This window comes from Corallococcus sicarius, from assembly GCF_003611735.1.
In the GTDB taxonomy this organism is placed as follows: domain Bacteria; phylum Myxococcota; class Myxococcia; order Myxococcales; family Myxococcaceae; genus Corallococcus; species Corallococcus sicarius.
This window is the reverse complement of sequence record NZ_RAWG01000329.1, coordinates 1-10,178: the sequence shown is the minus strand read 5'-3', so window position 1 is coordinate 10,178 and position 10,178 is coordinate 1. Positions and strand designations below refer to the sequence as shown.

6 protein-coding genes are annotated in these 10,178 nt (G+C 70.6%); 1 reads left to right on the top strand and 5 read right to left on the bottom strand.

Annotated elements, in window-relative coordinates:
• The first annotated feature begins 183 nt into the window (after positions 1-183).
• The gene (locus D7X12_RS34385) at positions 184-891 is read left to right on the top strand and encodes an AMIN-like domain-containing (lipo)protein (protein WP_120629440.1); all 708 of its coding nucleotides are present in this window, start codon (positions 184-186) and stop codon (positions 889-891) included.
• A 14-nt stretch (positions 892-905) separates the two neighbouring features.
• Here the strand turns inward: D7X12_RS34385 and D7X12_RS34380 are convergent, their stop codons facing one another.
• From D7X12_RS34380 to D7X12_RS34360, 5 genes are all read right to left on the bottom strand, one after another.
• The gene (locus tag D7X12_RS34380) at positions 906-1,313 is read right to left on the bottom strand and encodes a hypothetical protein (RefSeq protein ID WP_120629439.1); all 408 of its coding nucleotides are present in this window, start codon (positions 1,311-1,313) and stop codon (positions 906-908) included.
• Positions 1,314-1,501: 188 nt separating this feature from the next.
• Positions 1,502-3,460, bottom strand: a complete 1,959-nt coding sequence (locus D7X12_RS34375; RefSeq protein ID WP_208719464.1) for a 4-alpha-glucanotransferase — start codon at positions 3,458-3,460, stop codon at positions 1,502-1,504.
• A gap of 70 nt (positions 3,461-3,530) precedes the next feature.
• Positions 3,531-6,716, bottom strand: a complete 3,186-nt coding sequence (locus D7X12_RS34370; protein ID WP_120629438.1) for an efflux RND transporter permease subunit — start codon at positions 6,714-6,716, stop codon at positions 3,531-3,533.
• A 45-nt stretch (positions 6,717-6,761) separates the two neighbouring features.
• Positions 6,762-8,018 carry an efflux RND transporter periplasmic adaptor subunit gene (locus D7X12_RS34365; protein WP_120629437.1) on the bottom strand — a complete coding sequence of 419 codons (1,257 nt, stop codon included), beginning with the start codon at positions 8,016-8,018 and terminating at the stop codon, positions 6,762-6,764.
• Positions 8,019-8,259: 241 nt separating this feature from the next.
• The gene (locus D7X12_RS34360; RefSeq protein WP_120629436.1) at positions 8,260-10,116 is read right to left on the bottom strand and encodes a hypothetical protein; all 1,857 of its coding nucleotides are present in this window, start codon (positions 10,114-10,116) and stop codon (positions 8,260-8,262) included.
• Positions 10,117-10,178 lie beyond the last annotated feature (62 nt).

Here is a 10,178-nt window from a genome sequence, read left to right as displayed (position 1 = left end):
GGGACGCACTTCGGTGAACCCGACCGGGTGGTGGGGGGACGGCCCGGCGGGCTTCCACCAGGCTCCGGCGCCTGTCCGGGAGCGCGCGAACGGATGCATTGTCCATGGCCCTGGGGCGCACGGTGTGCGAGGACTCGGGAGTCTCCGCGGGACGGGGTTCAACAGGAAAGCAGGAGGAACGGGATGCGTCTGCGACAGGGGCTGTGCGTGCTGGGACTGGCGGGCGGCCTGCTCGGCGCGGGGTGTGAGAAGCCGGAGCCGCCGACCGTGCCCATGGACGTCCCGGCCGTGACGCCGCCGACGAACACCGTGCCCCGGGAAGGGACCGCCGCCGCCACGCCGCCCGTGCACCGCGTGCTGGCCGTGGACGCGGGCCTCCAGCCGGCCCCGGGCAGCGCGACGGCGCCCCCTGGCAGCGCGGTGACGGATGCGGGCAGCAGCCCCCTGGCCGCGGACAGCGCGTGGACCACGGACGTGGTGGAGAAGAAGCGCGGCGAGCCGCCCTCCATCACGCTGCGTTCGGTGCGCACCGGCACGCACCCGGGCTACGACCGCACCGTGTTCGAGTTCGAGGGCCCCCGGCTGCCGGGCTACCACCTGGCGTACGTGAAGACGCCGGTGCAGGAGTGCGGCTCCGGCAACGACGTGACGCCCCCGGGGAAGGCCGCGCTGGAGGTGCGCTTCACCCTGGCGCAGGCCCACACCGACGAGGGACAGGCCACGGTGGCGCAGCGCACGTTCAAGCCCGCGCTCCCGTCCGTGCTGGAGCTGACGCGCCTGTGCGACTTCGAGGGCGAGGTGACGTGGGTGCTGGGCACCACGCGGCGTGCCCCCTTCCGGGTGCTGGAGCTGCGAGAACCCACGCGCCTCGTGCTGGACGTGCAGCACTGAGGCGACGGGCGCCTTCAAGCCTTCGGCGGCTGCGCGCGCTTCTTCGCGATGAGCTCACGCGCGGCGCGCTCCGACTCCGCGAAGTCCACGTCCACCGTCCACTTGCCGGTGAAGTACAGGGCCAGCATCAGCGCCTTGGCGCCCGCGCGCTGCAGCGGGCCCGTGCCCAGGTAGATGTGGCCGCGGAACCACTCCGACTTCGCATGCTGCACCAGCAGCTCGCGCGCGTCCTTCTCGATGGTCGCGCTCGACACGTCGGAGATGACGAACACCGGCTGCTTCGTCCCCACCGCCTCGCAGATCTCCAACACCTTGCGCGAGTCCTCCAGCTTCGCGGGCCCAACGAACTTCATCACCAACAGGTCCGGCTCCTCGAAGTACGCGCGATGCGTCCCGAACACCCACTCACGATGATTCTGCATGCGGTCCTCGCCTTGCCCTCTCTAGAGTTGCTTAGGCCGGATAACACTTAGAACAAGATTTTCAACGTGAAGGATTTCAATGCGAGACGACCTCACCTTCTTGGAATGAGAACTGTCGTTCCGGACCCAGGCCCCCCCCGGGAGCTGGGTGCTCCAGGCGCATTTCGACCTGCGGCGCATCGCCCGACCTATGCGCCCCCGCGAAGATGGGAGGCAGCGCGGTCCAGGCGCGCGAGGAGGTCCGCGTGGCGGATGCGGGCCTCCGCCCCGCCCGCGCGCAGGGCCAGCGCCAGCACCTGGGGCAGGTTGAGGGCAGCGCCCGCGCGCAGGCGCTGCCCGTACTGATGGGCCCAGTCCTGGGGGATGCGCAGCGACCAGTTGCGAGCGTCGATGGTGCCCGGGGCGTTGTACGTCTCGGGCATGCCCAGCAGGTCCGCGAAGAACACCATCACGCTGCGCGCGCGGCTGGCGAAGAGGTCCGCGAACTTCGCCTGCGCGAGCAGCCCCGGGTCGTGCGCGAGCTGCCGCGCGAAGGCTTCACGCCCTTCCGCTTCGGGGTGCAGCCGCTGCGCGAGGTAGTCCGCCTGGGCGCGCAGGGCGTGCTTCCACTGCCATTCCGAGACAAGTCGCCAGAGGGACTTCGTGTCGTGGTTGCCCACCATGACCCAGTCTTCGGGGGCTACGTTCTCGCTGCGGTACACGTCCGCCGGGTTGTTCAGGTCCGCCTTCTGCGTGACGCGGAAGCGGCCCAGCCCGTCGCGGGCCATCACCTGGGACAGCTCGAAGGGCAGCGTGCTCAGCACCTCGCACAGCACGTCCTCCCGCGCCCTGCCGCGCTCACGGGCCGCGCGCACCACGGTGTCGAAGACGAGCGCGTAGCGCCGCACCTGTTCGGGCGTCAGCCACTTCACCCAGCCATCACCGTGACGCGGCTGGGAGCGGTCCAGTTGCTCCGGAGCGACGAGCGCGTAGCGGGACAGCTCCGGGTGGTCCGGCAGGTCCGGCGAGGAGAAGAGGCGTGCGCCGCCCTGCACCGAGCGCAGCGGATCCGACGCGCCCGCGCGGTACACCCATGGACACACGAGCCCGTGCGGATGGTCGATGCGCAGCCCGTCGTACTCGGAGAGCATCTTGCCCAGCCGCGCTTCCATGAAGCGCAGCACCGGCCCGGGCGTCCCGCCATCCGGGGTGAGGTACTGCTCGGGGTCCAGCACCGGGTAGTTCCACGGCTGGCCCTCCGGGTTGGTGCGGCTGGGCGGCGCGCCCATGAAGTACGCGCGCAGGAACAGCCCCTGCCGCGTCCATGCGTCCCGGGGTGAGAAGCCAATCTGGAGGTCGCCGTAGAGCTTGAGTCCCCACCCGGCCGCGCGCTCGCGCAGGACGCCGTGCTGCTCCGCCACGAGGAGCTGGCGGAAGGCGTACTGCTCCACCGCTTCGGCTTCCAACGTGAGCAGCTCCCGGATGCGAGCCTCCGCGCGGGCCTCTTCCCCCGGGCGTGGCGCGAAGAGCCGACCGTCCAGCGAATCCGCCCAGTCGCGCCAGTCGTCCGGCGTGTGTTTCTGCGCGCCGAGCACATCGAAGAGGGCATCGGGTTCCAGCCACGCCCGGTGCTCCTCGCGGAAGGCCGCGAAGCGCCGGGCCAGGGACGCGATGGACGCAGGCGCATCCGCGCGGGCGCGCTCCCGGCGGAACGTGTCCCAGGCCTCCTGGAGCGCCTGGGCCTGCGAGCGACAGGCGTGGTGGTAGCGCGCGGCCGGCCCGCCGCGTTCGGGCATTCCGGAGACGAGCCGCGCCAGCGTGTCCGGGGACAGCAGCGCACCCCAGGGCCCGCGCGGATCCGTGAGCGGCGCGAGCGCCACGTTGAGCGTGTTGCGCGAGAACAGCGTGCCGTCATACGGCGACGGGTTGTGGGCGCTCGTCTGTCCTTGCGGCCCCAGCTGGATGCCGGTGAAGCCCAGGTCGCGGGCGAAGGCGAGGAAGCGCGCGGCGCCCTCGGAGTACGGCGAGCCCCGGCCCAGGTCCTCGCCAGGGAGGCCGGGGAAGCTGGGGTCGTGGAGGCTCAGCACCCAGCGGGTGACGCCCAGCGCCTCCAGGGCTTCGGTGACGAGCGAGCGGTGCGAATCGGGCAGCGGGGACGGAGGCTCCACCCCCCGACCCTACGGCCCCGCGCGCGGAGCGCCAACCGTTCCCTGGGGTGACGCGGGGGTCCGCCCCGCATCAGTCCTGACGGGCCTGCGGTTGGGGTCGCGGCTCACCACCTCCGTGCACCGGACCGTGCCCCTGCGTGTCGCCCTTGAACACCTTGCGCAGCTTGCGGGTCATCCACGTCCGACCGTCCGAAAGAATCTCATACACCGTCGGAATCACCAGCAGCGTGAGGAGCGTGGAGGTGATGACGCCGCCAATCACCGCGCGGCCCAGCGGCGCCCGGAAGTCACCGCCCTCGCCGCTCCCCAGCGCCACCGGCACCATGCCGGCGATGAGCGCGAAGGTCGTCATGATGATGGGCCGCAGGCGGATGCGCCCCGCCTCGATGAGCGCTTCGCGCAGGGGCATCCCCTTCTCGTGCTGCCACTTGGCGAAGTCGATGAGCAGGATGGCGTTCTTCGCCACGATGCCCATCAGCAGGATGACGCCGATGAGGCTCATGATGTTCAGCGTGTCGCCGGTAATCACCAGCGCCAGCACCACGCCGATGAGCGACAGCGGCAGCGACATCAGGATGGCCAGCGGATCCAGGAACGAACCGAACTGGATGACGAGGATGAGGTACATCAACATCACCGCCACGCCCAGCGCCAGGAACACCCGGCCGAACACCTCCTCCTGATCCGCCGACTCGCCGCCCGACGACAGCTCGTAGCCCGGCGGCAGGTTCACGGCCTTCAGGCGCGTCTGCACATCCCCCATCACCTCCGACAGCGACCGCCCCGCCACGTTCGCCTGCACGTTGATGACCTTCTCGCGGTTCAGGTGGTCGATCTGCGCGGGGCCAATCGTCTGGTTCACCTTCGCCACCTGGCCCAGCGGCACCACCACCGGTGCGCCCGTGGGGCCCGCGCCAATCACCAGCGGGAGCTGGGCCAGGTCCGACGGGTTCTCACGGAACTGGGGCGCCAGCCGCACCATCACGTCGCGCGTCTCGCCAATCGGATCCACCCAGTCCCCGGAGTCCAGCCCCGCGAAGGCCGGCCGCAGCGACTGCGCCACCATGCCCACCGTCACGTTGAGCTGACCTGCGACGCCCCGGTTCAGCTCCACCTCCAGCTCCGGCTTCTCGCCGCGCGTGGACAGCCCCACGTCCACCGCGCCCGGCACCTGCTTCACCTCCTTCATCACCCGCTGCGCCACCTCGTTGAGCCCCCTGGACTCCGGCCCGCGCAGCTCCAACTGGATGGACTTGATGGCGCCACCGAAGCCGCTGGTGAACACCGACACCGACGCGCCACCCACCGCGCGCAGCTCGTCGCGCAACGTCTTGCCCAGGACCTCCTGGCTCGCCTTGCGCTCGTCCTTCGGCTTGAGCCGCACGTACACCAGGGCCTGATCCACGCCCGGCGAGCGCAGGGGCAGCGGCACGCCGATGGTCGTGTACGTGTACGCGACCTCCGGGTGCGCGCGCGTGAGGCGGGACACCTCCTCCACCTTGCGCCGCGTGTAGTCCAGGCTGGAGCCCGCAGGCGTCTCCACCAGCATCTCGATCTCCGCGCGGTCGCTCACCGGCACGAAGCCCGCGCCGCCGAAGAGGCCCTGCAACGCCACCGCGCCCACGAGCGAGCCCACCGCCAGCAGCACCATCGCGAGCCGGTGGTCCAGCGCCCACGCGATGACGCCCTTGTAGCGGTCCGCCTGCCGGTCGAACCAGTGGTTGAAGCGCGCGAGGTTGCGCGAGATGAAGCCCCTGCGCTGGCCCTTCTCCACCTGCGGGTCGGGCCAGTACGCGCTGAGCATCGGGTCCAGCGAGAAGCTGACGAACAGCGACACCAGCACGGAGATGGCGATGGTGAGCGCGAACGGCTTGAACCACTGCCCCGCCACCCCGTACATGAACGCCACCGGGACGAACACCGCCACGATGGAGAACGTCGTGGCCGCCACCGCGAGCCCAATCTCGTTCGTGCCCTCGCGCGCCGCCGTGTAGTGGTCCTTCCCCATCTCCACATGCCGCACGATGTTCTCTCGCACCACGATGGCGTCGTCGATGAGGATGCCGATGGCCAGCGTCAGCCCCAGGAGCGACATCGTGTTGAGCGTGAAGCCGAACGCCCACACGCTCACGAACGACGCCAGCACGCTCACCGGCAGCGCGAGGCCTGTAATCACCGTCGAGCGCCACGAGTTGAGGAACAGGAACACCACCAGCACCGTGAGGAGCGCGCCCTCAATCAGCGCCTCCTGCACGTTCACCACCGAGTCCTCCACGCGCGTGCCCGCGTCGCGGACGATCTCCAATCGCGCATTGGCGGGCAGCCGCTGCTGGAGCGCCTTGACGCGCTCGCGCACGCCGTCCGCGACCTCCGTGGTGCTGTAGCCCTTGGACTTGATGACCTCGATGCCCACCGCCTGCGCGCCGTTGTAGAGCGACAGGGTGCGAGGCTCCTCGGTGCCGGCGAACACGTCCGCCACTTCGCCCAGCCGCAGCGTGCGCCCGTTGCGCTCCGCGATGGGCACCTGCGCGAAGTCCTCCGGCGTCTCCAGCCGGCCCTTGAGCCGGATGGTGCGCTCCTGCAGTTCGGAGTTGAGCCGGCCCACCGGCGCCGCCAGGTTCTGCGCCTGGAGCGCCCCCACCACCTGCGCCACCGACAGGCCCGCCGCCTGGAGCGCCGCGGGCTTCACCTGCACCGTCATTTCCCGGTCCACGCCGCCCACCACCGTGGCCTGCGCCACGCCGGGCACCGAGCGCAGGTCGCCCACCACCATGGGGTCCGCGATGAGCGTCAGCGCGGGCACGTCCATCGCGGTGGACGTGAGCACCAGCGACACGATGGGTTGGTCCGCCGGGTCGAAGCGCGTGAGGATGGGCTCCTCCATCTCCTGCGGCAGGTCCGCGCGCTTGCTGGAGATGGCGTCCCGGATGTCCTGTGACGCCTCCTGGATGTCCTTTTCGAAGTCGAAGAAGACGGTGAAGTTCGCCAGGCTGTCCGTGGAGCTGGAGGTCGTCTTCTTCCCGTCCACGCCGGAGATGCTGAAGATGGCGTCTTCGATGGGTTCGACGATTTCACGCTCTACTGTATCCGGTGATGCGCCCGGGTACGCGATGGTGACGTTGATGACCGGCTGCTGCACGTCCGGGAACTCGTCCGTCTCCAGGTTGATGAGCGCGACGATGCCGAACACGACGAGCGCCACCATCGCCGTGACGGTGATGATGGGGCGCTTGATGGCGAAGTCGGAGATGAACACGGACCACTCCTGCACTGCCTGAAGAGGTGGGGCGCGCGGTCGCGCCTACGGGGTCTGCTGGGGAGGCGTGGGCGTGCCGGCGGCGCCGGCCGGCGCCGGTGCTCCGGACGCATTGCCCGCGCCGCCCACTCCGGCGGCCTCCCGCGGGGCCGCGGGCTTCTTGTGTCTTTCGGGCGGCGCGGTGAGCTTCACCGGCGTGCCCTGGGTCAGGTCGCGCGCGGAGCCCAGGAGCACCACGTCCCCGGCCTTCAACCCGGAGCTCACCTCCACGGACTGCGCCACGTCGTCCCGCAGGCCGAGCTTCACCGCCACCTGCTCCACCTTGCCGTCGGTGATGCGCAGCACGGTGGGCGGCTCCTGGCGCGTGTCCAGCGCGTCCACCGGCACCGCGAGCGCCTGCTTCGACTGCGACGCCACGCGCCCTTCCGCGAACAGGCCCGACAGCAGCGTCTGCTCGCTGTTGGGGATGCGCACGTAGATGCGCACCTGGCCCGTGGCCGGGTCCACGGCCGGGTTGATGAGCGCCACCTCTCCCTTGAACTGGCGGCCGGCGTAGCCGTTGACGCGGAAGTCCACCGGCGTGCCCACCTGCACCTGGTCCAATTGCGCCGCGGGCACGGAGGCTTCCAGTCGCAGCGTGGCGGGGTCCACCACCGTGAAGAGCGGCGCGCCCGGCTGGACGATGTCGCCCGTGTGCACCTGCCGCTCGCTCACCACGCCCGTGAACGGCGCGGTGACGCGCGTGCGGCCCAGCTGATCCTGCGCCAGCTTCAGCCGCGCCTGCGCCTCCGCGAGCTGCCCTTCCGCCTGCGTCCGGGACAGCTGCGTGCGTTCGAATTCGCGGCGGGTGATGACTCCCTGTTTGACGAGCTGTTGGAGCCGCTGCTCGTCCGCCTTCGTCACCTGCAAGGCATTGCGCGCCACGCGCACCGTGGAGCTGGCCGCCAGCACCTGCGCGCGCAGCGTGCCCTCCTCCACCAGCGCCAGGAGCTCCCCCTCCTTCACGGCCTGCCCCTGGTCCGCCTTCACGTCCAGGATGCTGCCCCCCACCTCCGCCCGCACGCTCGCCACCCGCCGCGCCTGGAGCGAGCCGGAGATGACAGGGCCGCTCTCCAGCGTCATCGGCTCCACGCGCACGGCGTTCTCCGGGCCCAGCGACACGACCGTGGGCGTCCGGGGTGCCGTCGCCTCCTCCGAGCGCTGCCCGCATGCAGCCGACAGCCAGACGACCCCCAGCAGGGCCCCCAGCCGGAGCCCCGCGCGCGGGGCCCGACGTCCCGGTATTGATTCGGCTCGTGTCACGGCCTGCCTCCCACGCCCCTGAAGCGCTCCTCCTGTGAAGACAGGGGCACCCCGGGGCCGGGTAAACGTGGTGCCGCCTCCCCGGCCGGGGAAGTCGGCAGGGGGTCCAGGGTGGGTCCAGAGGACACCCACTGCCCCTTCGCACGGTGGGCAGACAGGCGAGCAAGAGGTCCAGAAACGCCAACGGCCTCCGCCCCCAACGTGGGAACGGAGGCCGCGAAAGACACACAGCGGAAGGCGCTTAGTGGACCGCCGCGCTGGTGCTCAGGAACGGCAGGGTCAGGCAGCTCTGGTTGGCCGTCTGGTCCAGGAACGTCTGGCGGGCCAGCACTTCGTTGAAGTTGCGCATGGGCGCGCCGTCCGCGCGGTCCGGGAAGGACAGCGGGCCGCTGAGGAAGGGCGACAGTCCGCCGGTCTGGTTCACGTGGGTGAAGTTGTTGCCCAGCTCGTCGCCGTGGCAGCCGTCACAGGTGTTGAGCGAGAAGATGTGACGGGCCTGACGGTTGGGGATGGACGCGGCGGGCAGGTTCCAGAAGGGCGTGGCGAAGGGCGCGGGGACGACGGAGCGACCGCCGCGGAACGCGCTGGCGGCCCACACCAGCGGGACGGTGTACGTGGGCGGCACGGCGACGATGGCGGGCACGTTGCCATTCACGTAGGGCGCGAACACCGTGGGCTTCGTCGACCGGTCCGGCGTCTGGGCCACGGTGTGGCTGTTGAGGTGGGCCAGCAGGGGGCCAGGGGCGGCGAACGAGTTCGGGTTGATGGTCGTGTTCCACAGGCGGAACTCACGCAGCTCCCACGGCGAGCCGATCCACAGCTCGTTGGTGCGCACCTGGTTGATGGAGCTGCGGTTGGGCTTGCGCGGCGACAGGTCGCGCTTGGCGAACTGCTCCGTGAGGGCCTCCAGCGCCGCGTTGTACGCGGGGCTGCCCAGCACCAGCCCCGACAGGGCCTGCCACTGCTGCGCGTAGGTCTTGATGGACAGACAGTCGTTCTTGTCCACCCCGTACTCCAGGATGACCAGGAAGGGCACCGTGTGGCAGGAGGCGCCCGTGCCCTCGGTGGCGGCGAAGATGAAGCGTCCCTCGCCCGCGCGGCCGGTGCCGTAGGCGGGGTTCGCGCCGGCCAGGTCCAGCCGGTTCACGATGGCGATGAGCTTGAAGGGCGACCGCGCCAGGTTCAGCTCACCCGTGGTCAGCTTCGGCCAGGGGGTGACGAGCTTGGGCACGATGTTGGGGCGCGCGGGGCTGACGAAGGTGTTGATGCTCTTCGGCGTCTCCCACTGCTTGAGCCAGTCGCGCACGAAGGTGGTGGGGGCCACGCCCGTGAAGGGCTGGTTGGCCATCTCCGTCATCAGGTAGTTGAACGTCCACTTGCCCGTGGGATTGCCCGCGTTGGTGCAGGGGTCCCAGGTGCGCGTCGGGTCGTTGACGACCGAGGGCGCCCGGATGATGAGCGAGCGCGCCGGGTCCACCAGCGTCGCCAGGCCAATGGGCCGGATGGGCACGCGCTGGCCCACCTGGAAGACGCTGCTGTTCAGCGCCGTCACCGGGACGGTGCGCACCAGCGCGCGACCTTCGAACACCGCCGTCGTGAGCGGCTCCTGGGAGCTGGCCTGCGCGTCCCGGATGCGCTGCTGCTCCGCCTGGAGCGCCACGAAGTCGAAGGTGCCGCTGGCGCTGAAGAGCAGGTCTCCGGCCACCGCGTCGCCGCTCTGGCCGTCATCGCGGAAGAGCAGCTGCTGGGTGCCGTCCAGCATCGCCAGCGTCTTGCCGCGGAACTGCTCGTTCTGCGGGCGCTGCGCGTCCAGCTTCAGCTCGAACACCGACGCCGTCGCCTTGCTCATCGCGCCCTGCGGGATGGCGACCAGCGACTCGACCACCGGGCGCGAGGGCGCGTCTTCCGGATCATTGGTCGCCGACGCCAGCTCCGCGTCCAGCGTGGCCACCGGGTCCGCCACGGGCGCGGAGGGCTCCGAGGCCTCGGGCTCGGGCTGGCCACAGCCCACCGCGAGGGATGACGCCAGCAGCGCGAACGGCAGACGCCAGCGCACGCTCCGGGAATGCTTCCACAGCGAAGACAGGTCAGGCTTCATGGGTGCTCCTTCCACGACGGGGAACCGCGACGACGGGCCTCCGGTGGAGCTCCCTCCCCTCC

What these genes read in the sequence shown, in the direction of transcription:
- D7X12_RS34385 (WP_120629440.1), top strand. Translation starts at nt 184, where the DNA reads ATGCGTCTGCGACAGGGGCTGTGCGTGCTGGGACTGGCGGGCGGCCTG.
- D7X12_RS34380 (WP_120629439.1), bottom strand. Translation starts at nt 1,313, where the DNA reads ATGCAGAATCATCGTGAGTGGGTGTTCGGGACGCATCGCGCGTACTTC.
- D7X12_RS34360 (WP_120629436.1), bottom strand. Translation starts at nt 10,116, where the DNA reads ATGAAGCCTGACCTGTCTTCGCTGTGGAAGCATTCCCGGAGCGTGCGC.